Here is a 25,250-nt window from a genome sequence, read left to right as displayed (position 1 = left end):
TCATGCCATCTGTAGCTTTTTATACACTGGGCTGCAAAGTCAATTTCTATGATACCGAGGCCATCTGGCAGCTCTTTAAGAATGATGGATACGAGCAGGTAGATTTCGAGGGTTCTGCCGATGTCTATCTGATCAATACCTGTACGGTGACCAATACAGGCGACAAAAAAAGCCGGCAGATGATCCGCCGGGCGGTCCGCCGCAATCCTGACGCTATCGTAGCGGTTACCGGCTGCTACGCGCAGACCTCACCGGGAGAGATTCTCGATATTCCCGGCGTCGATCTGGTGATCGGCAACCAGGACCGGGAGCAGATCATGACGCATGTAAAGAATATTCAGGAGTCGCGCCAGCCGGTCAATGCGGTTCGCAACATTATGAAGACACGCGAGTTCGAGGAGATGGATGTGCCCGGGTTCGCTGACCGGACGCGGGCGTTCATGAAGATTCAGGATGGCTGCAACAACTTCTGCACCTTCTGCATCATTCCATGGTCGCGCGGCCTCTCGCGCAGCCGTGATCCGAAATCAATTGTCGCCCAAGCGCATCAGCTGGTGGAGGCCGGATACAAGGAATTCGTGCTTACCGGCATCCATACCGGCGGGTACGGGGATGATCTGGAGAACTACCGTCTCTCTGACCTGCTCTGGGAGCTGGATAAGGTGGACGGGCTGGAACGTGTCCGCATCAGCTCCATTGAAGCGAGCCAGATTGACGAGAAGCTGCTGGAGGTGCTGAACCGCAGCACCAAGATGTGCCGCCATCTGCATATTCCGCTCCAGGCGGGTCATAACGAGGTGCTGAAGGCGATGCGCCGGAAGTATACCACGGAAGAGTATTTTGCCAAAATGCAGCTGATCCGTCAGGCCATGCCGGATGTGGGGATCACAACCGATGTGATCGTCGGCTTCCCTGGTGAGACGGATGAGATGTTCCGGGTAGGCTATGACTTTATGAAGGCGGTCAACTATTCGGAGATGCATGTCTTCCCGTATTCCAAACGGACCGGAACCCCGGCTGCGCGGATGCTCAATCAGGTGGATGAGGAGATCAAAAATGCACGTGTGCAGGAGTTGATCGATCTCTCCGAAGAGATGCAATTGGCCTATGCCAAGCGCTTCGTGGGCCAGACACTGTCTGTCATTCCGGAGCGGGCCGCGAAAGGCTCGGCTGGACGGAGCGTCCAGCACGGCTTCAGCGACAACTATCTCCAGGTGCTGTTTGGCGGCGACGATTCGCTGCAGGGCGAGCTGTGCCAGGTGAAGGTAACCGAAGCCGGCGTGAATGAATGCCGGGGCGAGCTTGTTAGTGTTAGCCGGGCAGTGGCGACCCCCTGACCGGACAGACTGCTACAGGATGTCTTCTGTGCCTTCGGCGGCAGGAAGACATCCTTTTTTTCGTTATCCCGTGATTAGCTATTTAAATAGGACTTAAAAAAACAGATTGGGAAAAGTGGCGGAGGCATTTTATATAGTTACATAGTCCTGAATTTGCCCGGGATTCGTGAAATACGGAAAATGGGGTAAAGACTTGGGCCGGATTTGTCGATATAGTGGAAGAGAGTGGGAAAAAAGTCCACCGATAATCAGACCGTCTAAGGAGAGAACAGATGACCGTGTACAGGAAAATGACAAAAACGCTCCTCATTATGATATTGCTCGTTGTGGCCGCTTTTCCGGTAAACGTCTTTGCTGCTGCTGGAGACACTATCTCCATTGAATTCGACAGTGCAGCCAAGGTTGAGCTTACCGTGGGCCAGTCACCGAAGCAGCTTAAGGTATATGCCAATGTAGAGGGCTCCGCGTCCAAACGGGATGTAACGGCAGCCGCGACCTGGACCTCCTCTAAGCAGGAAGTGGTCACGGTACTTAACGGCCAGCTTAAACCGGTAAGTGCAGGAACGGCGATGATCACAGCAACCTACAATAATGCGATAGCTTCTGTAGAGGTGTCGGTCACCCATTCCTTCAAGGAACTGAAATTGACCCGCAGCACAGAGGGCAGCTATAAATTAGGCGACAAAGAGGAATTGCTGTCTGTTACGGCAACCGCCATCGGCGGAACTTCGGCCACTGCGGAGAAGGATGTCACGAAGGACACGGAATGGAGCAGTTCGAATACGGGTGTGCTGACTATTGCTGCAGGCAAGGTTACACTGGTCGGTGAAGGTAAGGCTACCATTACCGCCAAGTACAAAGGATTAACCGAAACAATCAAAGCGGTAGTAGAGCTTCCTTATGCCGCTATTGTATTGAAAGACAAGAAAGACACCATCGTCAAGGAAATGGAAATGCTGGTCGGAGACAACCCGGTCAAGCTGACCGCCAAGACCAAAGCCACTTCGGCAAGTCAGGAGATCACCTTGGGCAATGAGGTGGAATGGAGCAGCTCCAGCGAGAGCGTAGCTACTGTTAAAGACGGCGAGATTACCATCCTGGGTGTGGGTAAAACGGTCATCACCGCAAGCTATCTGGGTGTCACCCAGTCGGTGGATGTCTATGTGCGTGCGCCATATGAAGCGCTTGTGCTGAAGCCTGCCGGCGACCAGTCGCTTTTCCTGGGGGAGAGTCTGAATGTAACCGCAGAAATGCGTAATGCCATCAATTCAACCTCGAACGAAACAGCGTCCGCAGTCTGGACCTCAGATAACCTGATGAATGCTACGGTAACTGCCAATACGGCAGATGCAGGTAACGCTTATGCCACTGTTACGGGTAAAGCAGTAGGAACCTCAATCATCAAGGCTAACTATCTGGGAATCAGCAAAAGCTTCAAGATCACCGTCTATCCGACCCTGACTGAGCTGGGCTTGGAGAAGACGGAGCAGGAAATATACACGGCGGATGCGGTCAGCCTGCCGAAAGTGAATGGAACCAAGTATGACGGAACCAAGCTCGACATCAGCGATGAGATGGAGTGGACCTCTGCGAATGAAGAGATTGTGTCTATCAAGGACGGAAAGTTTGTCGGCGGCAAGGCAGGCACAGCTATCCTGACCGGTAAGCTCAAAAATGGCGAAGTGACCTCCGCTTCCGCTACAGCCATCCGGTCCAAGACAGTTCAGTTTAACGTAACGGTTCAGAATAAAGTGTTGGTCCTGATCGGGCCTGATGAAGCACTGGGTGTAGTCATTGGTGAAGAGTTGCAGCTGCCTGCTGTCCAGGCTGTACTGGAGAACGGCGACGAGCTGGACGTATCAGGAAGCATTAAGTGGGAGCTGAGCGGCAGCAATGCTGTTCTTAAGCAGACAAGCACTGTGAAGACTATTAAGGGACTGGTCAAAGGTACGGCAACCCTGAAGGGAACCTACTCCAATAAGACAATTAGTTTTCCGGTGACGATTGCACAGAAGGTCGTGAAGCTGGTAGTGGACCCGGCAACGCTGGAAATGAACATCAAGGCCTCCAAGTCCATTAAGGCGACCGGATACTTTTCAAACGGTAAATCTGCCAACTTCTCGAGTGCAATGAACTGGGAATCCTCGAACCCTGCTGTGGCCACCATTAACGGGACTTCGGTCAAAGCGCTGGCTGAGGGAACTACAACCCTGACCGGTTCCTACCAAGGCATTCAGGCGACGGTTAAGATTACGGTTGTTCCCAAGCTGATGAAGCTTACGGTCAGTGAGAACCGGCTGAATCTTGCACCGGGAGCAGGCAAAAACGTAGTGGTAACCGCACTGTATGATACCGGACGCACTGCAGTTGTCACAGGAAGCATGGTCTGGACCAGCTCCAAACCTGCTGTCGCCAAGGTGAATGCTGCCGGGCAGATTACAGCAGTGAGCAAAGGTACTGCATCTATTAAAGGAAAACTGGGAACCAAGACAGTCTCCGTATCCGTTAGTGTGAAGTAGTGTAATGCTGCCGGCGGTTTGAGCGGCCGCAATAAGACCTGTACATTCGTCCATGTGGACGGTGTGCAGGTTTTTTGTCTATTCCGGAGCACTCCATTCTGCGCTTCCAGTTCCTTAAGGTGGAGCTGCGTAAGCAGAACTGGCGGCGTTTCATCGACTCAGATAATGCAGTGGCTGCTGCGTTATTAGCGAAGATGGGTTATACTACAAGAGAAGCGAGAGAAGTACGGCGGGAATTCCTGCGAATGTTCATCAAGCTCAGGACACGATTGGATCAGGGACGGCTGGCGCTGATTATGGCAAAGCCGAAGGTATTGAGGAAGGCAAAGCAGAAGGAAAAGCAGAAGGAAAAGCAGAAGGTCAGGCGGAGCTCATCCGTAAATTGCTGCTCAATGGATTTTCTCCCGAAGCGGTCTCTAAGGCTGTTGAACTGCCGCTGGATAAGATTAAGAAGCTGATGTAAATATAGACCTGGGGTGAAGGTGCCCTAGGTCTTTTTTCTATGGTTTGCGTGAATCTCGCCTTTGTTGATTATACTTCCCTTGCAGATTGGATTAGTACTGTCCGGCGGATTTGAAGTATAATGAGGACTGCGATTACGATTCTTGGAAGACTTAGGACTGCAGCCGCTGCTCCAGCCTGGACCAGACGCGCAGATAGCATAACGGCAGTACACCAAGCGAACAGACGACGTTGAAAATAGTCTGGGCATGGGCAAGCTGGGCGGCAGGTCCGCCGCCGATCCAGGCGGACAGGGATTGCAGCGGCCCTATGAAGGGCAGAAAGAGTAAGGCGCCGCCGACATTCAGTGTCACATGCGACCAGGCGACGAATACGCCGGAAGGCGTACTGCCGATGGCGGCAATGACGGCAGTGACGCAGGTGCCGATATTCGCGCCGAGGACGATGGCGATGCCAAGCGCAGGCGGCATCACGCCGCTGGCAGCGAGGCCCATCGCCATGCCGATAACTGCGGCGCTGCTGTGCACCATCGCCGTCAGCACAGCCCCGGCGGCCAGCCCCCAAAGTGCGCTGGTTGCGGCATGCCCGAGAAACCAGCTGAACAGGGCGCTGCCTTCCAGAGCAGGGCCGATGGACTGCATGACCGCGATGCCCCACAGGACGAGCGCGAAGCCGGTGACCGCGAGGCAGATGAACTGCAGCGGTCCCGAGATCCGGCGGCAGGCCTCAAGCAGCCGCCGGGACTGAGGGGCCAGCTCGCCGGCCATCACGGCGGCGGCCCACAGGCAGAGCGCCGCGATCAGCAGCGGCGCGGCCAGTGTGCTGATCTGCAGGCTGATCAGCTCCGTTGTCAGGCAGGTGCCGATGTTGCTGCCGAGAATAATGCCAAGCGTGCGGGCATAGGTCAGCAGCCCGGCATTGACCATGCCGATGGTCAGCACCGTTACAGCGGTGCTGCTCTGCAGCAGCGCCGACAGCAGGGCACTGACGATCAGGCCTTTGGCCGGTGTGGAGGTAGCCTTGTGCAGGCTGCGCTTCAGCAGCGGACCGGCCAGCTGCGACAGCGAGGCTTCCATCACCTTCATGCCGGCGAGGAATATGACAAGACCGTAGAGGACAGGGAATAACAGTTCACGGATCATAAGGACAAGCTCCTTTTTGAAAAGATAAGAAATTATAGGTTTCACACGATAACTTATCCTTCTATTTCTCGCTGAACGGTACCGTCCTTGAGAGGATGGCATAGCCGTTTCCACTTAACAGAATTTATATTGTTTCGGGGTCCCCGCAAAGTACCTGAGTCATCACCTACGCTAAAGCCTCACTTTGTGGGGTTATTTTACGGGGGTTGTACCAATATATGAACGCCAGGCATAGGACATGTATATTAATCTGGCAACAAGAATAGGGAGTTGAAGGTATTGGCATCAGTAATTCTGGAACGAAACCGTAAAAAAAGAGTAGAACAGGGCCACCCATGGGTCTTCGCCAGTGAAGTAGCATCTGTAGACGGAGATCCGCAAGCAGGCGGGCTGGTAGATGTTCTGACTCATCAGGGTCGTTATCTGGCTACGGGATATTACAATCCGGCTTCGCAGATCCGGGTGAGAATTCTGTCGCAGCACAAGCTGGCGGCGATGGACACGGCGTTTTTTGCACAGCGGTTCGAGGACTGTCTGCGGCACAGGGAACGCTTCCTGCCGGGGGCGGACGCTTATCGTCTGGTCTATGGGGAAGCGGATTTTCTGCCGGGGCTGATCATTGACCGCTTCGGTGAAGTCCTTGTGGTGCAGCTGCTGACACTGGCTATGGATCAGCACCGCTCCGAGATTGTGGAGGCGTTGGTGCAGGTGATGGCGCCGCGCGGCATCTACGAGCGCAGCGATGTCAGTGTGCGTGAGCTGGAGGGACTGGAACAGACCACGGGTGTGCTCTACGGCGAATGCCTGCGCCACATTACCGTAAGTGAGAACGGGCTGAAGGTGATCGTCGATATTGAAGAGGGGCAGAAGACCGGCTACTTCTTCGATCAGCGGGAGAACAGGGCATCGATTGCTCCGCTGATGAAGGGCTGGGGCGGGCGCAGCGGAATTACACTGCAGAACGTAGCAGCAGAGGATGGTTCACTCCAGATGCTGCCGGTCAACAAAAGCGGCAAGCCTGTCACTTTCCCATACTGGGATGGTGCAACTGTGCTGGAATGCTTTGCGCATACGGGAAGCTTCACACTGCATGCCTGCAAATACGGCGCTAAGAAGGTAACCTGCCTTGACGTGTCTGCGCATGCCATCGAGAGCGCAAAGGCCAACGTGGAGATCAACGGATTCAGTGACCGGGTGGAATTCGTGGTAGATGATGCATTTGCCTTCCTGCGCAATCAGGTCAAGGGTCAGGAGGAACGCACCGAGCGCGCTACGGGCGGAGCAGCGGCAGAAGGGAAAACCGCAAGCAAACCGGCTGCCAAGGCGGACACCGCGAAGCCGATGACCGCCGGTGGCGGCCGCACATGGGATGTTGTGATTCTGGACCCTCCTGCTTTTGCCAAGACCAAAAGCGCAGTGGCAGGTGCCGTTCGCGGGTACAAGGACATCAATCTGCAGGGCATGAAGCTGGTGAATGACGGCGGATATCTGGTCACGGCCAGCTGTTCGTACCACATGCAGCCGCAGCTGTTCCTCGATACGATCATGGAAGCAGCCAAGGATGCCGGCAAGGTGCTGAGACTGATCGAATGGCGGGCCGCAGGCAAGGATCATCCGCAGATTCTCGGGGTGGACGAGGGGCATTATCTGAAGTTCGCCATCTTTGAGGTACGCAGCAAATAGAAGTGTCTGAACCGGCGGGCCAGCCGGTTATGCGGGAAGAGTCTCTTTTATAGAGGCTCTTTTTTGATGTATTTGGTACAGTTAAAAGACCGCCCAAAACCAGAATAGTTGCGATAGCTGTATTCTGTACAATTAAAAACAGCCCGGAGAGTCTGTGGAGGTGAAAACCGGATTTTTAATTGCAGAGACTACACTTAAACCTGTTAACGCGTCATTTAAGCCGCTTGTAGTTGTACCAAATACACCTAAGTACAAATCAGCCCGAGTCCCGCGCCCGCCCTCGCCACCCGCCCCGGTCCCGCCACCGCCACTCGTCCAGTCCCGCGCCCGCCGTGCCACCCGTGTCACCCTGCCCAGTCTCGCCCCTGCCGTGCCAACCGTGACACCGCCGATTCCCGCCTACGCCGCACCTATCTCTTGCCGCCCATCCCATTGACCATCGCCGCACCATCCGCCCCTGCCCCAGCTCAGTAACATCCTCCCCTTTCAATAGTTGATTTCCCTATCCCGGCCGCTGGGACGTTCCCTCTATAATCAAGGTACAGATTCTAAGGGGGGCCGTTATATGAAACAGAAAAAAATACATGCCTACGTCTTCGTATTTCCCAGCTTGTTCCTGACCCTGGTGTTCGGCATTTATCCTCTGCTATGGGCCTTGCGTTATATGTTCTATGACTATCAAGGGTTTGGGACGCCTGTATTTATCGGCCTCGATAACTTCGGGCGGGTGCTGCGCGACCATCAGTTCTGGTCCTCTGTCGGCAATACCGGGATCTATGCACTCGGTAAGCTCGTGGTGACGATTCCGATGTCGCTGCTGCTGGCGATTATCCTGAACCGCAAAATGAAGGGGCGTTCCTTCCTGCGGGCGATTTATTATCTGCCTACCATCTTCAGCGCCTCGGTTATGGCGATTGTCTTCTTCATCATTTTCAACTCCTATAACGGCATCTTGAATCAGCTGCTAATCCGCTTCCATATCATCAGCGAGCCGATTGGCTGGCTCAGCGCCGACCATGCGATGATGACCACTATCATTATTGCTATCTGGGGTGCGGTTGGTAACTATATGCTGCTGTTCCTCGCAGGACTCCAAGGCATTCCGAATGATCTATATGAAGCGGCCTCGCTGGATGGGGCGAATGAATTCCAGAAGCTGAAGAATGTGACCATCCCGCTGCTGGGACCGGTGATGCAGATGATTATCATGCTGGCGATTACCATCTCGCTGAAGGGCTATGAGAGCATCATGGTGCTTACCGAAGGCGGGCCGTATGGCAAAACAGAAGTCATGTACCTGTACCTGTTCAAGCTCCTATTCCCGGTATCGGCGGAAGCACAGTCCATCCAGCAGCTCGGCTACGGCAGCGCAGTCGGCTTCACCACTGCGGTCATTGTGGGCGGTGTGACGCTGGTCTACTTCCGGATCTCCAAGAAATTAAACGATGTGTACTAGAACCGACAGGAGGAGAGCAGAATGAATAACACTCATACCCGTTCCGACATTTCCCCGCTGCTGACCCGCTCACTCGGCAAGGCTGTGCTCTGGATCTTTCTGATTGCGGCCGCCCTGCTGGCCTTGTTCCCGATCATCATGGTCGTGCTGGGCTCGTTCAAGACGAATCAGGAGCTGACCGGCAGTGCAACCATATGGCCGTCAAGCTGGCATTTCTCGAACTACCTGGAAGCGTGGAAGAACGCTAACTTCTCCCGCTATACGCTGAACAGTATATTTGTAAGCGTGGTCACCACTGCCGGCACTTTACTGGTGGCTTCAATGTCCGCCTATGCGGTAAACCGGGTTTCTTTTATCGGCAAAAAAGCGTACTCCCTGCTCATGGCCTCAACGCTGTTCATCTCCATCGGTGCTGTGGTGCTGCGTCCGCAATTTGACCTGATGGTGATGCTCGGCCTGAACAAGACGCTCTGGGGCGTCATTATTATCCTGATCAGCGCCCATGCCACCTGTTATTTCATCTTAATCGGCTTCTTCCAGAGCATTCCGCGCGACCTGGACGAAGCGGCGATGATCGATGGCTGCAACTTCTACTCTGTCTACCTGCGTATCATCCTGCCGATGCTGCGGCCTGCGCTGGCGGTTGCCGGGCTGGGGGCGTTCCAGGGGTCATGGAATGAATATATTCTGCCGCTGGTCTTCACGATGAGCAATCCTAAGCTTCAGACGCTTCCAGTTGGGCTGGCGAATCTGCGCTACGGAATCGGAGCGGCGTCAGAGGTACAGCTGATGATGGCCGGCGCGTGCCTGTCCATTTTGCCGCTGCTGGTGGTCTATGTGTTCGCCAACAAATCCTTCATGCAGGTGACGCTCGGCGCAGTCAAAGGTTAGTCCCGGAAAGAGTAGTGTTCCGCCCGCACTGTTGTTACAATGGGTTGCAAGGAGTGGTTCACGGATGAAACTCGGTTTCTACAAGCAGTCTTTGAAGAAAAGAATTCAGGTGCTGTACATCTTCCTCGCCATTCTCTGCATCAGTGTAACCGGGGTCGGCTCGTATCTCTTTGCGGAGCGCAGCATTCAGGGCAGTGCACTTGAGCTGAAGCAAGGTATTCTGAACAAATCCGTTCAGGTGATGGACGAGCACCTCCGGCATATCGTGGTCTCTTCCTATTCCCTTATGCTGGGTGAGAGCTTCGGCCAGGCGATGAAGGATGTCAGCAACAATAATACCTCTCATTATTATCAGAATCTGTCGCTGCTGCAGACTTCTTTTGACCAGCTTAAGCTGGTGGAGCCGCTGATCGATGCGACCTATCTCAGTACGCCGATTGGCGATTTTTACTCCACTAAGGATTTCCCCGACAGGAAGACCAACTTTATGGAGAAGTATGGCAGCTATCTGGAGCGGCCGGGCTGGAATACCCTGTGGCTGGGGGCCCATCAGAGCGAGCTGTTTCAGTCGAAGGGCCGGGTGCTCTCGCTGCTGCTGAAGCCTACGGTGATTGACAATCATAATTTCCCGAACGTCTATATGGTTGTGAACATGAAGGAGGAGGCGATGAGGTCTATCCTGGAGCAGGATCTGATGAATAATCAGGTTCAGCTCTTTTTGCTGCAAAAAGATGGATCGATGGTCATCCGGCCGGAGACGCAGACCTACGCGTTCAATACGGAGCACAATTTCGTCAGCCGTTTCAACCAAGGGACGGCAGGCGATTTCAACTATATCAATGCCAAAGGCGAGGAGCTGCTCGTCAATTACAGCACGCTGTCGATGAATGAGGACTGGGTCATGGTCAGTATTCAGTCCAAAGCAGACCTGCTGAAACCGCTGAACCAGATCCGTTGGCTGATCTTCTGGATTATGCTGATCTGTACCCTGGTGGCGCTGGCCTTGTCCAACCTGCTCGCCTCTGCACTGCTGAAGCCGCTCAACAAGCTGCAGCGTCTGATGGTGGAGGTGGAATATAACGACCTGGATGTGCGGTTTCAGAGCCGGTATGAGGATGAGGTGAGCGCCGTCGGCCATAAGTTCAACCGGATGCTGGACCAGATTCAGGTTCTGATTCAGGAGGTACGGACCTCGGAGCAGGAGAAGCGCAAGTCGGAGGTCAAGGCGTTACAGGCGCAGGTGGACCCTCATTTCTTATACAATACGCTGAATACGATCTTCTGGAAAAGCGAGAATGGCGAGAAAAGCGATGTCAGCGAGATGATTGTGGCCTTGTCGCTCCTGTTCCGCCTGGGGCTGAACAACGGGAACGATATTACGACCCTCCAGCAGGAGGTCCAGCATGTCCGGCAGTATTTGCAGCTCCAGCAGAAGTGCTATGAGAATCTGTTCACCTATACGATTGAGGTGGAGGATGATGCCTATCTGTCCGTCCGGATGTTGAAGATTCTGCTTCAGCCGCTGGTGGAAAATTCAATCCTGCACGGCTTCCGCGACAAAGCGGAGCTAGGCAGGATTGAGATCCGCATCTACCGCTCTGCCGGATTTCTGATCCTGCGGGTCACGGACAACGGCTGCGGCATGGATGCCGCTGCGCTTGCGAATGCGGTAAATGGCACCGAAGCAGAGCGCAGGGGGTATGCATTGTCCAACCTGCGAAGCAGGCTCAGCCTGCATTACGGTGAATCCGCATCGATTGCCTTCAGCAGCATTCCCGATATTGCTACAACTGTAACCGTCACCATACCGATCCTCTAGGAGGCTGCCATGAACCCATTGACCCTGTGCGTAATGGATGATATTCAGACTGTCGTCAAAGGAATTGCTTCAACGATCCCGTGGGCGGATCATGGAATCGAGGTAGCAGGGACCGCCGGCAACGGCGAGCAGGGCTGGGAGCTGCTGCTGGAGAAGGACCCCGACATCGTTATCAGCGATATCCGTATGCCTAAGCTCAGCGGTCTTGAACTCATGAAACGGGCTGCCGAAGCGAAGCTGCGGGCCAAATTTATATTCATCAGCGGGTATTCGGATTTCAGTTATGCGCAGGAGGCGATTAAGCTGGGTGCCTCCAACTATTTGCTGAAGCCGTTCACCCAGCCGGAGATTGTGGAAGCTGTGCTGAAGGTGAAGCAGACTATTCAAGAAGAGCGGACGAGAGCAGAGCAGATACAGCAAATGGAGCAGAAGATGGTAGCCAGCCATTCGCAGCTGCGCCAGGATTATCTTACCGCTCTGCTGCGCCAGGAGACCCATATCAGCCTGAGTGACAGCCGCTGGCAGGAGCTGGGCATCGACCTGGATGCCGGCAATCTGCTGGTGATGGCTATTGAGCTGGACTGTTATACCGAATACGGGTACACCCTGCATCTGGATGACAGTGAAATCATTCCCTTTGCGATCAAGAACATCCTGGACGAGACGCTGAAAATGCACACGCGCGGCGTTGTACTGCGCGAGAGCAGACAGCGGCTGGCTGCGATCTTTAATCCGCCGGACGCCATGGATACGGCAGCGCTGCTGGAGCTGTGCCGTGAGAATGTGGAGAAATACAGCAAGAATACCGTTTCGATCGGCCTTGGCACAGCGGCACGGGGACCGCGTGAGATCCGGGCCTCCTTTGTGCATGCGGCCAAAGCGCTGGCCTACCGCTTTTACAGTGAGGGGAATTGTATCTTCCGCTTCACGGAGCTTGACCCGGAGAACCGCGCAGCCCCGGACTATCCTGAGGAGAAGGTGAAGGAGCTGCTGTACGCGCTCAAATCCGGCAATGAGGAAGGCTGCCATGAGATCATCGGTGATATCTTCCGGCAATGGACCCTCTCCGGCAGATATCCTGACCCGCTGTCGATGGTCCGGCTGTTGTCCGGGCTGACCTTTGCCATGTACCGCGCGTTCTGTGATGAAATCACGGAGGAGGAGCGCATACAGCTGGAGGCTGACCTGACGGCGCTGGAGGAGAACCGTTCTTTAACCTTTGGCGGCTGGAAAAGCTATATCAATCACTTCGCCAGCATGGGCTGTGAATTCGTCGATAGCAAGCAGTTCCGCGATGTAACACAGTCCATTAACCGGGCCAGAGAGTATATCCGGCTGCATCTGGAGGAGAATCTGACCCTGAACAGCTGCGCGCAGGCTGTCCATCTGAGCCCGAGCTATTTCGCAGGCGCCTTCAAGAAGGAGACCGGCATGACACTGATTCAGTATATTACCAAGCTGAGGATGGAGCGGGCGAAGGAGCTGCTGATTGCCGGGGCGCAGGTACAGGAGATTTCCCTGATGCTCGGCTATGAGGACCGCCCTTATTTCAGCGGCCTGTTCAAAAAATACTGCGGACTTACGCCCACAGCGTTCCGGCAGAAATACCTGAAATAAGCAGGAGCTGAAGGAACAGGGACAAGCATTTTTCCCCCCTTACAAAGTTAGAATGTCCCTCACCCCACTGAAAGCGGAACCATTATGATTACGTTAACAGATAGCCGATTACAGGCTGTCAGGACAAGCACAAGGGGGCATAACGATGGATAAAAAATGGGTTGTTGCAACAATGAGTACAGTGCTGGCACTGAGTCTGGCCGGCTGCGCTGCCGACAGCAATAAGGAGCCCGCGGCAAGTAACAGCAAACCGGCGGACACCAAGGGAGACAACGGAGCAGCAAGCGGCGGCAAAACCAAAATTATCTACTGGACACCCGACCGTCACGACGCCGACTTCATGAAATCAAAGGTTGATGAGTTCAACAAGACGAACAAGGATAACATCGAAGTGGAAATGACTGTGATGGGGGATAACTATCCGCAGGCGGTAGATATCGCTTTTGCCAGTAAGCAGGCTCCTGATGTGCTTCAGATCAACGACTTCCAGACCTATTACAAAAAAGGCTACATGGCCCCGATCAATGACTATATGAGCAGCGAGATGAAGGAGACCTTCAAGGACAGCCTGCTGGAGAACAAGAACACCGTTGACGGCAAGACCTATACCCTGCCCAATACCGGACAGATCTGGAGACTGATCTATAATAAAGATATCTTCAAGCAAGCCGGCATTGAGAATCCGCCGAAAACACTGGACGAGATGTTTGCTGCCGCCAAAAAGATTACCGAAACCGGCAAAAAGGACGGCGTATACGGCTTCGCCAGCCCGTTCAAGAGCTCAAGCGGCTTCTGGCGTGCATCCAATACTGTAGCAGGCGCGAGCAACAATACCGGTATTGACGGCTACAATTACAAGACCGGCCAATTCGACTTCAGCATGTACAAGGATATTGCGCTGGCCCTGCGTCAGATGAACGAAGACGGCAGTATGCTGCCGGGCGTAGAGAGCCTGGATATCGATCCGCTGCGTGCGCAGTTCGCCCAAGGCAAAATAGGCATGTACATTAACCACTCCGCAGAGCCCGGCGTCTACAAAGACCAGTTCCCGACCACCGCTAATTGGGCTGCCGTTGCTGTACCGACTACGGACGGAACGATAAAGGGCGCATCGCAGATCATCGGCGGCTCCTACATCGGCATCAGTGCGGACAGCACGCACAAGGAAGCAGCGTGGAAGTTCATGGAGTATGTGTACAGCGACAGCCTGCAGAGCGAATATTATGAAAAAGGCTACGGCATCTCGCTGATCCCTACGGTTATCAGCTCTGGCAAAAAACCAAGCATTCCCGGCATTGAAGGCTTCCTGCCGAAGCGCTATGACGCGATTTACCCGGCGAACCCGCTTACCATTACAGAAGGTTCACTGGAAGGCAGCAAATGGAGCGATGCGTTCTCGGCATTCGTCTTCACCGGCGGCGATGTGGACAGTATTATCAAAGACCTGGATACCCGGTATAATGCTTCATTAGAGAAAGCAAGAGCCTCCGGCGCAACGGATATTGTAGCCGATCCAAGCTTTGACGCATCGAAGCTGCAGGGGAAATTATCCACCGAAGAATAAGAGCTTACAGGTGGCGGCCGATACATGATGGTTCGGCCGCTTTTTTTATCAATAGAGAGGGGCAGATCCGAAATGATTATAGAGAATAGCGAAGCCGCAAAGACGGTTCTGAATGAGAGTTCGTCCCGCACCCTGCTTGCAAAGGGAGGCTCGATGATGATGGTGGAGGTTACCTTCGCTGCAGGCGGCATCGGGGAGGTTCATTCCCATGATGCGCATGAGCAGATCAGCTATATTGTGAAGGGCAGCTTTGAGGTCAAGGTCGGGGAGGAGAAGCGTATTCTGAAGGCGGGCGACAGCTTCTATGCCGGCTATAATGTTCCGCATGGTGTGAAGGCGCTGGAGGATTCCGTGATTCTGGATGTGTTCAATCCGTTCCGTGAGGATTTCTTGGAGAAGCAGGAATGAAGGATTATTATCTGAGTACACCTGAGCTGCGCAGTGCTGCCGCTTATTATGCCCGCCATTTCCCCATCGAGGCGCAGAACTCGGTCCAGATTGCCGAACATGCTGTGGACAATGAATTCATTATTCCTTATACCGGCGATCTGAGCCGCTGGATTCCGCTGGGCAAGCCGGTGGCGGACTGGCTGCATAATCCTACGAACGACCCCGAATTCACCTGGGGCATCAACCGCCACTGGCATATGCTGGATCTGGGCAAGGCCTATCTGATGAATGGCAAGCCGGAATACGTTACGGCCTTTATGCAGCATTTCCGCAGCTGGCGCGGGCAGAACCCGGTTCCTGTGATCCCGTCATATGAGGAGGCGGTATTCTTCCAGAAGCCGGGTCCATGGCGTCTGCTGGAGACCGGCCTGCGCGTGCAGTCCTGGATCTCTGCGTATAAATATATGGAGGACAGCCCGCTGCTGGACGGATGTTTCCGCAGCGAACTGCTGGAGGGGCTTGCGGAACATGCTGAATTCCTGACCCGTTACCTCGGCAGCACGGAGATCAATCATGCGATTATGCATATGCAGGGCCTATACATGATTGCTGTCTTCCATCACGGGCATCCGTGCGCACCGTATTGGCGGCAGCTGGCCGGGGAGCGCCTGGAGCTGTGCCTTTTGCATCAGGTCGGACCGGAAGGGATTCAGATTGAGCTGACCACCCATTATCATGATGCGGCCATCGAGATGTTCGGGACGCCTTATCTGCTGGGCGCTTTGTCCGGCCACCCGTTCTCTGCCTGGTACGGCGGACAGCTCCGCAAGATGGCCGCGTTCACCGAAGCGCTGGTCCGCCCGGATGACCAGTCCACCGGGATCGGCGATTCCGACTGGATCAGCAGCGGCCGGCAGCGGCTGACACTGCTGGGTGCCATTCTGAAGGATGATGCGCTGATTGGACGCGGCACAGGTAATGCAGAATGCCTCTGGCTGCTGGGAGCCGAGGCATATGAGCGGTGTGTGCAGCTTCAGGCGGAGTCTGCGCCTTCGGTGAACAGCGTGGCTTTTGTGCAGACCGGATATTATGTGATGCGGGACCCGCAGCAGTATCTGTTCTTCGATGCCGCAGAGATGGGCGGAGCGCACGGTCATGCGGATGCGCTGAATCTGGAGTGGATGTGGAAAGGGCAATTGCTCTTCACGGATACCGGCCGGTACACCTACGAGGAAGGGGAGTGGCGCCGTTATTTCAAAAGTACCCGCGCGCACAACACCATCACCGTAGGCGGGTTGGATCAGACGCCGTATATCTCCACCCAGCAATGGGGCGAGCCTGTTGCTAAGGCCAGCACCTTCCGCTGGGAGAGCAACAGCCGTTACCATTTCATTGATGCCGCGCATGACGGATACATCCGTCTTCCCGGTCCGGTCATGCACCGGCGCTGGGTGCTGCTGGGCGTGGAGGTGCCGCTGCTGCTGATTGCCGACTGGCTGGAGGCGGATGGCGAACATGAGCTGGAGCAGCGGTTCCATCTGCACCCGGAGGCGGTGCTGGAGCTGTCTTCCGAAGCCGGAGCGGCTGGAGAAGCAATGACCGGAGCCAGAGAACCCGAAGTCGCAGCCGCACAGCCTACAGTAACCGTGGTCTATCCCGGCTCTACAGTGAAGCTGAATATGAGCTGGATGACCAGCGGCCTGATGGATGAACAGTTCACGGTTAGTAAGGAGCAGGGCTGGGTATCGGAGGTCTACGGCTCCAAATCGGAGATTCCGGTAGTAGAGGGCCGGGCGGCCTGGGCCGGCAAGGCTGGAATTCTGACGCTGTGTCTGCCCGAAGATGCGGCGGACGGCAGCGGTCCGCTGCACGTGAGCACCTGCGTGGTGGATGCGGAGCGGCGGCGGGTCGAGCTGTCCTATGTATACGGTGATGCGATCGGCACGATCGTAATCGGTACGGACACCCTGGGCTGGACGGAGCGGAAGGAATAAGGGTCTAGTTGTTAGCCTTGAAACTAATTTACATGAGTTTATGCAGACTTTTCCGTCCGCCGTTTGCGCGGCTCCGGGAGAGTCTTTTATTTTGCAAACAATGGCAAACGTACGTTCTGGAGCGTGTGGTGGAGGTATGCTATACTATTGAGACGAGAAGTTTCATAGATTCTGGTGTCATAGAGTGCCAGGGTTCAACGGAAGGAGTCTGCTGAAATGACGGTTAACTTCATCATCGGCCGCTCGGGCAGCGGCAAGACGACTACAATATGGGAGCGGGTATCCTCCAGGCTGAAGGCAGAGCCGCTGGGAGCCCCGATCATTATACTTGTTCCCGAACAGGGATCGTTCGGAGCGGAACGGGGACTGCTGGCGGCGGGCGGCGTGAAGGGAAGTCTGCGCGCCCAGACGCTCAGCTTCTCGCGGCTTGCCTACCGGGTGAAGCAGGAGACCGGCGGCAGCGCGAGTCTGCCCATCAGTGAAGAAGGCAAGAAGATGCTGATCTACAAGATTATCAGCAAACGCAAGGAGGAGCTGAAGCTGTTCGGCGCTTCCTCGGACCGGCCGGGATTTGTAGAGCGGCTAAGCAGTCTGCACACGGAGCTTAAGCGCTGCTGTCTTGGAGCCGGAGACCTGGAGGAGCAGATCGGCAGAATGCGGGATGCCACGCTGGGCAGCCCTATTCTGGCCGGGAAGCTGGATGATCTGCATCTCGTCTTCAGCGAGCTGGACCAGGAGATGTCACAGCTCTATATAGATGAAGAGGATAGACTGGCCGAACTGGCTGAGCATATTGCGGACTCTGCCTATATCCGCGGCGCCGAGATCTGGGTGGACGGCTTCCACGGCTTCAGCAACCAGGAATTTGTCGTCTTACGTGAGCTGATGCAGTACGCGGACACAATGACTATTGCGCTCACAGTGGACCGGATCTATCCGGCGGGCGTTGCCCCGCATGAGCTGGATCTGTTCCATCCGGCGGTGGTTACTTATATTAAGCTGCGGGGAATAGCGGAGGAGATGGGACTTACCGTATGGGATGAGCTGCTGGCTCCGCCCGTCCTCCCAAGGTTCAAGGACGCTCCCGTACTCGCCCATCTGGAGCGCGGATTACAGCGCCGGCATCCCTGGGCAGGACCGGCTGAACAGGTGAAGGAAGCCATCAGCATCCGGGCTGCGGCTTCACGCCGCACCGAGGTGGAGGGCGTGCTGCGGGAGATGCAGGCCCTGGCCAGAGAATCGGGAGCCAAATACGGGGAAATGGCAGTATTCATGCGCAATATGGCCGATTATGAGCCGCTGATTGCTCCGTTATTTCAGGACTTCGGCGTTCCGTTCTTCCTGGACCAGAAGCTCAGTGAGCTGCATCATCCGCTGGTGGAATTCATCCGCTCCGCCCTGGATGTCGTCCGCCGCCGCTGGCGTTATGAAGATGTGTTCCGCTGCGTGAAGACAGAGCTGCTGCTGCCGCTGGACGGAAGCATTACCCGCACTCATATGGATGAGCTGGAGAATTACGTGCTGGCCTGCGGCATTCACGGCTACCGCTGGACGGACGGGCGATCCTGGAAGGGGATTCCCCGCCTGTCGCTGGAGGGAAGTGAGGCTGTAGATGAAGCCATGCTATCCAGAATGGAAGCCTGCCGGAGTGCGATTACAGGACCGCTGCAGGCGTTTGAGAAGAGAATCAAAGCCAGCCGCAGCGGCCTGGAGCTATGCCGGGCGGTATATCTGCTGCTGGAGGATACGGAAGCGGCACGCAAGCTTGAAGGGATGGGAGCGGAGTCTCTGAAGCAAGGCCGTCCGGAGGCCGCACGGGAGCATAGCCAGCTCTGGGGCGCTGTTCTGGGTCTGCTGGACCAGATTGCTGAGATGATGGGCAAAGAACGGATAGAATTCAGCCTGTTCGCCGGGGTGCTGGAGACCGGTCTGGCAGAGCTTAAGATGGGGCTCGTCCCGCCCGCACTTGACCAGGTGCTGGTAGGTACGATGGACCGTACCCGGGTGTCGGGGGTGAAGTACGCCTTCCTGCTCGGTTTCAACGAAGGAGTGGTTCCGGCGCAGTTCAAGGAAGACGGAATTCTTTCCGAGGGGGAGCGCCTCCTGCTGGAGAAGTCTGGTATGGAGCTTGCGCCGGGCTCATCCCGGAAGCTGCTGGATGAGCGCTTCCTGATCTACAATGCGCTTACGACGGCCAGCAGGAAGCTGTGGATCAGCTATGCTGTGGCTGACGATGAGGGCAAGGCGCTGCTGCCTTCGGAGGTCATCCGCCAGCTGCAGGGAATGTTCCCGCATATGTTGGATGAACAATTCCTCTCCGGCTTCCCGCAGAGCGGCAATGACGACGACGCTGTCCATATGGACTTCATCGGCCATCCTGAGCAGACGCTCCGCATGCTGCTGCTTCAGCTCCGCCAGTGGCGTCAAGGAGCAGAGATACCCGGCATGTGGTGGGAGGTCTATAACTGGTTTGCAGCGGAGCAGGGCGCAGACAAGCCTGCGGGTGAACAGGCAGCGGAATACCGCCATGCGGATCTGTCCATGAAGCTGAAGCTGGAGCGGTTGCTCAGCTCGCTGTTCTACCGCAATGAAGGCATACGGCTGAAGAAGGAGACAAGCCTGCGCCTGTATGGCGGTTCCACGCTGCGCGGCAGCGTGTCACGGATGGAACGGTTTGTCGCTTGCTCCTTCTCCCATTTCGCCTCCTACGGGCTGAGGCTGAAGGAGCGCCAGCTCTACAAGCTCCAAGCCCCGGATATCGGGCAACTCTTTCATGCGGCCCTCAGTGAGATGGCGAAGCGGCTGCAGGAGCAAGGCCGCAGCTGGGGCAGCATGACTGCGGAGGAATGCCGCACGGAAGCGGGGAAAACCGTAGACAAGCTGTCTCCGCTGTTACAGGGAGAGATTCTGATGAGCAGCAAGCGCTACGGCTATATTTCTCGCAAGCTGAAGAATATTGTCGGCCGCGCTTCGGTCATCCTCGGGGAGCATTCGCGGCGCGGGAGCTTCGAGCCGGTCGGGCTGGAGCTGGATTTCGGCCCGGGACAGGAGCTGCCTCCGCTGAGAATTACACTGCCGAACGGCTGTGTCATGGAGGTGGTCGGGCGGATTGACCGGGTGGATAAGGCTGAAGGGGAGCAGGGGATTCTGCTGCGGGTTATCGACTACAAATCAAGCCAGAAGGACCTCAAGCTGCATGAGGTCTACTATGGATTGTCGCTGCAGATGTTAACGTACCTTGATGTGCTGCTGACTTATTCCGAGCAATGGCTTGGCCAGGAAGCTCTGCCTGCCGGGGCGCTCTATTTCCACGTTCATGATCCGCTCCTGACCTCAGCCAACGGAATGAACCGGGAGCAGGCGGAGCAGGAGCTGATGAAGCGCTTCAAGATGAAGGGCTTGCTGACCGCCGACCGTGAGGTGGTCTCGCTGATGGATACCACACTCGACAAAGGGTATTCCTCTATTGTTCCGGTAGCGCTGAAGAGCGACGGCAGCTTCTACAGCAGCGCATCTGTAGCTACCCCAGAGCAGTGGGGGCAGCTGCGGTCCTCGGTGCGCAGCACGATCTCGGAGATCGGTACCAGCATTACGGAGGGGGATGTGGCAATACAGCCTTACCGCATCCAGCAGGAAACGGCTTGCACCTTCTGCTCCTTCCGTCCCGTCTGCCAGTTCGATGAGACGGTGGAAGGCAATAGCTATAACATTCTAAGTAAGCCGGGCAAAGAAGTGATCTGGGATCTGCTGTCCCGCAAAGGAGGAGAGAAGCTGTGAGCACAAGACCTATACCCGAGACGAAGCCGGAAGGCAGTCTGTGGAGTGACGACCAATGGCGCGCCATTGCCGAGAGCGGCAGCGATATTCTCGTGGCGGCGGCAGCCGGTTCCGGCAAAACTGCGGTTCTCGTCGAGCGGATTATCCGCAAGATCAGCAATGAGGAAGCTGGCTTCAGCGTGGACCGGCTGCTGGTGGCAACCTTCACCAAGGCTGCCGCCTCCGAGATGCGCCAGCGTATCCGGGAAGCGCTGGAGCGTAAGCTTGCGGAGGACAGTGAGGGCGGGAACGAATATCTGCGCCGCCAGCTTGCTCTCCTGGGCAGAGCCTCCATTACCACGCTGCATTCCTTCTGCCTTGAAGTAATCCGCCGGTATTACCAGATGATTCCGATTGATCCCGGCTTCCGTATCCTGAATGAGCATGAGGCGGAGATGATGCGCCAGGAGCTGCTGGAAGAGCTGCTGGAGGAGAAATACGGCGAGGTTGCCGGGGACGGGGAAGATACCCTGTTTGTGCAGCTCGCAGACTGGTTCAGCGGTGAACGAAGCGATGATGCAGTGCATTCGCTGATCCAGCGGCTGCATGATTTTGCGCGCAGCCATCCCTGGCCTGCGCAGTGGCTGCGGGATACCGCAGCAGACTTTGCGCTGCCGGATGCTGAGGCTCTGAGCCATACGCCTTGGGTGCAGAGCATTCTTGCCGAAGCCCGGCTTACGCTGAAGGGCGCGGTCAGCCAGCTGGAGCAGGGGCGTGAGATCGCGCTTCAGCCCGGAGGTCCGGCGCCTTATGCGGAGAATCTAGCTGCCGATCTGGAGATGGCGCAGGGCCTGCTGGACGCGGTGGACTCGCAGCCCTGGGCCGGATTGTATGATATCTTCATGGAGATCTCCTTCGGGAAGCTGAAGCCCTGCAAGAAGGATGCCACTGATCCGCTGCTTCAGGAGAGCGTGAAGGCGATCCGGGATCAGGTGAAGAAGAGCCTGCTCGAGCTGCAAAAATCCCTGTTCGGCCGTCCGGCGGAATCCTTCCTGGGGGAACTTCATACGGCGGCTCCGCTGATGCAGGAGCTGGCGGAGACCGTAATTGCGTTCGGCGAGCGCTACCGGCTGGAGAAGGCAGGCCGGGGGCTGGTGGACTTCAGTGATCTGGAGCATTACTGCCTGCAGATTCTGCGCCATAAGGACTCGCAGCCCGGGCGTTCTCTCCCGTCGGATGCGGCGATGGAGTACCGCAGCCAGTTCGACGAAGTGCTGCTGGATGAATATCAGGACACCAACAGTGTACAGGAGGAGATTGTCCGGCTGATCTCCCGGGAAGCCCCCGGCAACCGCTTCATGGTCGGGGATATGAAGCAGAGTATTTACCGGTTCCGCCTGGCGGAGCCGGGCCTGTTCCTGGACAAATACCGCAGGTTCAGTAATGGGCTGTCTTACGGAGACAGTGCAGGCAACAATCTGCATGACGGTGAGGCAGAGGGCCGGGCGGCTGGGACTGATCCGGGACAGGAGGAACGGGAAGATGGCCTGGTCATCGATCTGGCCCGCAATTTCCGCAGCAGGCTGGAAGTGGTGAATGCGGTGAATATGGTCTTCCGGCAGATCATGGACAGCAATGTCGCGGAGATCAGCTATGATGAGAGGGCAGAGCTGGTGTACGGAGCGAACTTCCCGGGAGCTGCGGAGAAAGGCCCGGATACTTATTTTGCGCCGGAGCTGCTGCTGATTGATAAGGGAGGCTCTGCCCCAGGGCCGGCGGACGAAGCAGCAGAGGGCGATGAGCTGCCCCTTCTGGAGCTGGAGGCTGCTGAGAGTGAGACTGCACAGCTGGAAGCCCGGGCTATTGCCCGGCGTATCTCGCAGATGACGGGAATGACCGGCGGTGAGCCGCTGCTGATCTATGATAAAGCACTGCGGATCATGCGTCCCGTAGTATACGGCGACATTGTCATTCTGCTGCGTTCGGCCCGGGTATGGACGCCGCTGATGATTGAGGAGCTGCGGGCTGAAGGGATTCCGGCGTACGGTGACCAGAACAAGGGGTATTTCCAGGCTACGGAGGTGGAGATTGCCCTCTCCCTGCTGCAGATTGTCGATAATCCCCGTCAGGACATTCCCCTAGCCGGAGTGCTGCGCTCACCGGTGGTGAATCTCCGGGAGGAGGAGCTGGCGAAGGTGCGGCTGTGCAGCAGAGGGACGTTCTACGATGCGCTGGTTGCGGCTTCTGAAGCAGGAGAGGCACTGCGGGACAATCCGCCGGATCTGTTCTGGGATGCCGCGCTGCTTGCGGGGCAGGATGCCGGTACCGGTGACACAGCCGGAGAGACAGCCGCTGCGTCAGAGCTTACGCCATCGTCAGCAAATGAGGGTGTACAGGAAGGTATAACTGACGGAACCGATGCTTCGGCGGCGCTGCGTGATATTCCTATTACGCTGCAGCGTAAGCTTAAGTCCTTCAGGGATAGGCTGGAGAACTGGAGAAATGCTGCCCGGCAAGGAAGCTTAAGCGAGCTGATCTGGAGGATCTACCGTGAGAGCGGGTATCTGGAGTGGGTCGGTGGGCTTCCCGGAGGCTTTCAGCGCCAGAACAATCTGAAGGCGCTGTATGACCGGGCTGTTCAATTCGAGAACGAGACCTCGGCCAGAGGACTGTTCCGCTTCCTGGTGTTCATCTCACGGCTGAGAGAGAACGGCGGCGATCTGGGGGTTGCCGGAGGAAGCAGCGAGGAGGCCGGGGGCGTCAGAATTATGACGATCCACAAGTCTAAGGGTCTGGAGTTCCCTGTTGTTTTCCTGGCAGGCATGGCCAAAATGTTCAACCGTCAGGACCTGCATTCTCCGTTCCTGATGCACAAGGAGCTTGGCTTCGGGCCGCGCTTCGTGGAGCGGGAGACCCGGGTCAGCTACCCGACACTGCCCTATCTGGCGATTAACCGCCGTTCGCGGCTGGAGCTGCTCGCTGAGGAGATGCGCGTGCTCTATGTCGGACTGACCCGTCCGCGTGACAAAATGATTCTGGTCGGCACGGTCAGGGATCTGCCGCGCACGGTTTCGGGCTGGGCAGCGATGCAGGGCCGCGAAGAGCTGCTGTTGGCGGATCACCTGCTGGCCCGGGGCCGCAGTTATCTGGATTGGGTGGGACCGGCGCTGATCCGCCACCCTGCCGCTGCTATTCTGCGCAAGCTGGCAGGCAGCGAGGGGCCAGTATCCACGGTGCTGCATGGCGATGAGTCGAACTGGAGTATTACGGTGACTGGAGCAGCGGAGCTTAGCCCGGGCGCTTTCCTTGCCGGGGACGGCGATCAGGACAAGAACGAACAACGCCGGGTCATTCTGGAGGCGCTCCACAGGGGCAGCGCGGTGTCAACACCTGAGACCCCGGCTACTGCACAGATTGCGGAGAGACTGGGCTGGACTTACCGGTACACGGCAGCCTCAAGCATCCCTGCTAAGACCTCGGTCACCGAGCTCAAGGGATTATTATCGATGCAGGAGCAGCCTTCTTACGACCAACTGGAGGAGCGGAGGCTTCCGGGTGGACCGGACGAACGGAAAGAGCGCGGGTATAGGGACAGCCTGCATCTTCAGCGGCCGAAATTCATGGAGCAGCGGGGACTTACCCCTGCCGAGCGCGGAACGGCTTACCATACGGTGATGCAGCATATTCCCCTGGATGAGCCGTTAGACCGGTCAGTGCTGGAGGCTACGCTTGAGCGTCTTGTAAGGCTTGCTATCCTTAGCAGGGAACAGGCGGATGCGGTGGTGCTGGAGGAAGTTGGGCAGTTCTGCCGGAGTGAGCTGGGCCACAGACTCTTCCACTCTGTATGGAAGACCAGAGAGCAGCCCTTCAGCTACACGATGCCAGCCGGTGAAGCCTACCGGGGGCTTGACTATCTGGATGAAGCGGCTGCCGGACTTGCGGATGAACGCGGCGGCGGTGATTTTGCGGAGACAGTAATGATTCAAGGGGTGATCGACTGCCTGTTCCGGGAAAAGGGACGGCTGATTCTGCTGGATTACAAAACAGATCATATCCCTCCGCACGGGGACGGGCTTGCACAGCTGTCAGACAAATACCGTTTCCAGCTCGAGCTGTACAGCAAGGCGCTGCTGGATATTCTGGGCGAGCCGGTCAGCGAGATATGGCTGTACTTTTTCGAAGGCGGACATGCTGTGAGATTGTGAGCGGTGGAGAAGGGTTGCGGTAACAGCGGCGGATATAGAGTGCTGAACGGTAGCTAAGACAAATTATAGGCTTGCGGTCTGGCGAGCGTTGGCTGAGCGAATGAACTGACTGTTTTTGTCCCTTAGAATGTTGCGGAATGTTGTACTTATTACAGCTTGAGTGTAGACATTGCTGCCGTGTTGGATCGGATTGCTGTATGAAATACAAGAATAGCTCTGTACATCGGCCTGTAGCAGGGGGAAAGTTGTCTTTCTTGCAACAATTCCAGTATAAGAAGGCTTCTTGGCGCAGGAAGGTTGTATTTCGTGCAGGATTAAATGGCCGATGATGAGGTGCAGCCGCTGTCAACCTACTTCAACCTCGAACAGAATGAAAGATCAATGAAATCAGAGGACAACAGCGGACGGAAGTCCA

Annotated in this window: 14 protein-coding genes; 13 read left to right on the top strand and 1 reads right to left on the bottom strand. The window is 56.2% G+C overall.

The genetic code is table 11. The features are described 5' to 3' along the window. Positions 1–2 precede the first annotated feature (2 nt). From mtaB to NYE24_RS11795, 3 genes are all read left to right on the top strand, one after another. Positions 3–1,337, top strand: a complete 1,335-nt coding sequence (gene mtaB / locus NYE24_RS11805) for a tRNA (N(6)-L-threonylcarbamoyladenosine(37)-C(2))-methylthiotransferase MtaB (protein WP_036700544.1) — start codon at positions 3–5, stop codon at positions 1,335–1,337. A gap of 290 nt (positions 1,338–1,627) precedes the next feature. Next, on the top strand, positions 1,628–3,856 hold the full coding sequence (locus tag NYE24_RS11800; protein ID WP_342478729.1) for an Ig-like domain-containing protein: 2,229 nt from the start codon (positions 1,628–1,630) through the stop codon (positions 3,854–3,856). 119 nt (positions 3,857–3,975) lie between these two features. Then, complete coding sequence (locus NYE24_RS11795; RefSeq protein ID WP_342478728.1) at positions 3,976–4,314, top strand: hypothetical protein; 339 nt, start codon at positions 3,976–3,978, stop codon at positions 4,312–4,314. Positions 4,315–4,470: 156 nt separating this feature from the next. On the opposite strand, the gene NYE24_RS11790 is transcribed toward NYE24_RS11795, so the two are convergent. After that, positions 4,471–5,460 (bottom strand): Na/Pi symporter, encoded by a 990-nt coding sequence (locus NYE24_RS11790; RefSeq protein ID WP_036700551.1) that lies wholly within the window; start codon positions 5,458–5,460, stop codon positions 4,471–4,473. A gap of 279 nt (positions 5,461–5,739) precedes the next feature. On the opposite strand from NYE24_RS11790, the gene NYE24_RS11785 reads away from it, so the two are divergent. From NYE24_RS11785 to NYE24_RS11740, 10 genes are all read left to right on the top strand, one after another. Then, the gene (locus NYE24_RS11785; protein WP_342478727.1) at positions 5,740–7,143 is read left to right on the top strand and encodes a class I SAM-dependent rRNA methyltransferase; all 1,404 of its coding nucleotides are present in this window, start codon (positions 5,740–5,742) and stop codon (positions 7,141–7,143) included. Between the two features lie 565 nt (positions 7,144–7,708). Then, a complete protein-coding gene (locus tag NYE24_RS11780) occupies positions 7,709–8,599 on the top strand; it encodes a sugar ABC transporter permease (protein WP_076154211.1) in 891 nt (296 codons plus the stop codon). Positions 8,600–8,620: 21 nt separating this feature from the next. Further along, entirely contained in the window at positions 8,621–9,490 is an 870-nt protein-coding gene (locus tag NYE24_RS11775) for a carbohydrate ABC transporter permease (protein WP_342478726.1), read from the top strand. Between the two features lie 64 nt (positions 9,491–9,554). Next, on the top strand, positions 9,555–11,309 hold the full coding sequence (locus NYE24_RS11770) for a histidine kinase (RefSeq protein ID WP_036690323.1): 1,755 nt from the start codon (positions 9,555–9,557) through the stop codon (positions 11,307–11,309). A gap of 9 nt (positions 11,310–11,318) precedes the next feature. Next, a complete protein-coding gene (locus NYE24_RS11765; protein WP_076154213.1) occupies positions 11,319–12,926 on the top strand; it encodes a response regulator in 1,608 nt (535 codons plus the stop codon). 145 nt (positions 12,927–13,071) lie between these two features. After that, positions 13,072–14,490, top strand: coding sequence for a sugar ABC transporter substrate-binding protein (locus NYE24_RS11760; protein WP_342478725.1), 1,419 nt, complete (start codon positions 13,072–13,074; stop codon positions 14,488–14,490). Between the two features lie 72 nt (positions 14,491–14,562). Beyond that, positions 14,563–14,898, top strand: a complete 336-nt coding sequence (locus NYE24_RS11755) for a cupin domain-containing protein (protein ID WP_036690317.1) — start codon at positions 14,563–14,565, stop codon at positions 14,896–14,898. Continuing rightward, positions 14,895–16,874 carry an alginate lyase family protein gene (locus tag NYE24_RS11750; RefSeq protein WP_036690315.1) on the top strand — a complete coding sequence of 660 codons (1,980 nt, stop codon included), beginning with the start codon at positions 14,895–14,897 and terminating at the stop codon, positions 16,872–16,874. The genes NYE24_RS11755 and NYE24_RS11750 overlap by 4 nt, the downstream gene beginning before the upstream one ends. A 216-nt stretch (positions 16,875–17,090) precedes the next feature. Then, positions 17,091–20,651, top strand: a complete 3,561-nt coding sequence (gene addB, locus NYE24_RS11745; protein WP_036690313.1) for a helicase-exonuclease AddAB subunit AddB — start codon at positions 17,091–17,093, stop codon at positions 20,649–20,651. Next, a complete protein-coding gene (locus NYE24_RS11740) occupies positions 20,648–24,835 on the top strand; it encodes a UvrD-helicase domain-containing protein (protein ID WP_342478724.1) in 4,188 nt (1,395 codons plus the stop codon). Before addB ends, NYE24_RS11740 begins: the two co-directional genes overlap by 4 nt. Positions 24,836–25,250 lie beyond the last annotated feature (415 nt).

This window comes from Paenibacillus sp. FSL H7-0350 (genome assembly GCF_038593195.1).
Classification (GTDB): domain Bacteria; phylum Bacillota; class Bacilli; order Paenibacillales; family Paenibacillaceae; genus Paenibacillus_AQ.
Note: the sequence above shows the minus strand (reverse complement) of the source record. Positions and strands in the feature narration are given on the sequence as shown.

Bases quoted from the DNA above. Each gene is read 5' to 3' on its own strand.
- NYE24_RS11760 (WP_342478725.1), top strand. From the start codon at position 13,072: ATGGATAAAAAATGGGTTGTTGCAACAATGAGTACAGTGCTGGCACTG.
- NYE24_RS11790 (WP_036700551.1), bottom strand. From the start codon at position 5,460: ATGATCCGTGAACTGTTATTCCCTGTCCTCTACGGTCTTGTCATATTC.
- NYE24_RS11775 (WP_342478726.1), top strand. From the start codon at position 8,621: ATGAATAACACTCATACCCGTTCCGACATTTCCCCGCTGCTGACCCGC.
- addB (WP_036690313.1), top strand. From the start codon at position 17,091: ATGACGGTTAACTTCATCATCGGCCGCTCGGGCAGCGGCAAGACGACT.
- mtaB (WP_036700544.1), top strand. From the start codon at position 3: ATGCCATCTGTAGCTTTTTATACACTGGGCTGCAAAGTCAATTTCTAT.
- NYE24_RS11770 (WP_036690323.1), top strand. From the start codon at position 9,555: ATGAAACTCGGTTTCTACAAGCAGTCTTTGAAGAAAAGAATTCAGGTG.
- NYE24_RS11755 (WP_036690317.1), top strand. From the start codon at position 14,563: ATGATTATAGAGAATAGCGAAGCCGCAAAGACGGTTCTGAATGAGAGT.
- NYE24_RS11800 (WP_342478729.1), top strand. From the start codon at position 1,628: ATGACAAAAACGCTCCTCATTATGATATTGCTCGTTGTGGCCGCTTTT.
- NYE24_RS11750 (WP_036690315.1), top strand. From the start codon at position 14,895: ATGAAGGATTATTATCTGAGTACACCTGAGCTGCGCAGTGCTGCCGCT.
- NYE24_RS11765 (WP_076154213.1), top strand. From the start codon at position 11,319: ATGAACCCATTGACCCTGTGCGTAATGGATGATATTCAGACTGTCGTC.
- NYE24_RS11780 (WP_076154211.1), top strand. From the start codon at position 7,709: ATGAAACAGAAAAAAATACATGCCTACGTCTTCGTATTTCCCAGCTTG.